At 58.6% G+C, this 548-nt stretch carries 1 protein-coding gene; it reads right to left on the reverse strand.

The features are described from left to right. Positions 1-548 (reverse strand): formyltetrahydrofolate deformylase (locus JJQ51_RS32820; protein ID WP_269245869.1); only part of this gene is annotated, 548 nt, incomplete at both ends.

The raw sequence follows: 548 nt of genomic DNA on the forward strand, positions 1-548 counted from the left end.
CGCTCATAGGCCTGCTTGTAGGGATTCGCCCCCTTGAAGGACGGCAGGAAGGAATGGTGGATGTTGATGATGCGGCCCGACATTTTCCGGCACAGCGCATCCGACAGAACCTGCATGTAGCGGGCCAGCACCACAAGCTCGGTGCCGGTCTGCTCGACGATCTCGAGCAGCTGCGCTTCGGCCTGCGGCTTGTTGTCCTTCGTCACCTTGATGTGGTGGAAGGGGATGTCATGATTGACGACCACCTTCTGGTAATCGAAATGGTTGGAGACGACGCCGACGATGTCGATCGGCAATGCGCCGATCTTCCAGCGATAGAGCAGGTCGTTCAGGCAATGGCCGAAGCGCGAGACCATCAACAGCACCTTCATGCGCTTCTTCTCGTCATGGATCTCGGCATCCATGGCGAACTTCTCGGCGATCGGCTTGAAGCCTTCGACGAGCGCTGCCTGCCCCACCCCTTCCTCGGAGATGAAGGAGACGCGCATGAAGAACTTGCCGGTATCGAGATCGTCGAACTGGCTGGAATCGACGATGTTGCAGCCCTG

The sequence above is a fragment of the Rhizobium sp. AG207R genome (assembly GCF_027109195.1).
Classification (GTDB): Bacteria; Pseudomonadota; Alphaproteobacteria; order Rhizobiales; family Rhizobiaceae; genus Rhizobium; species Rhizobium dioscoreae.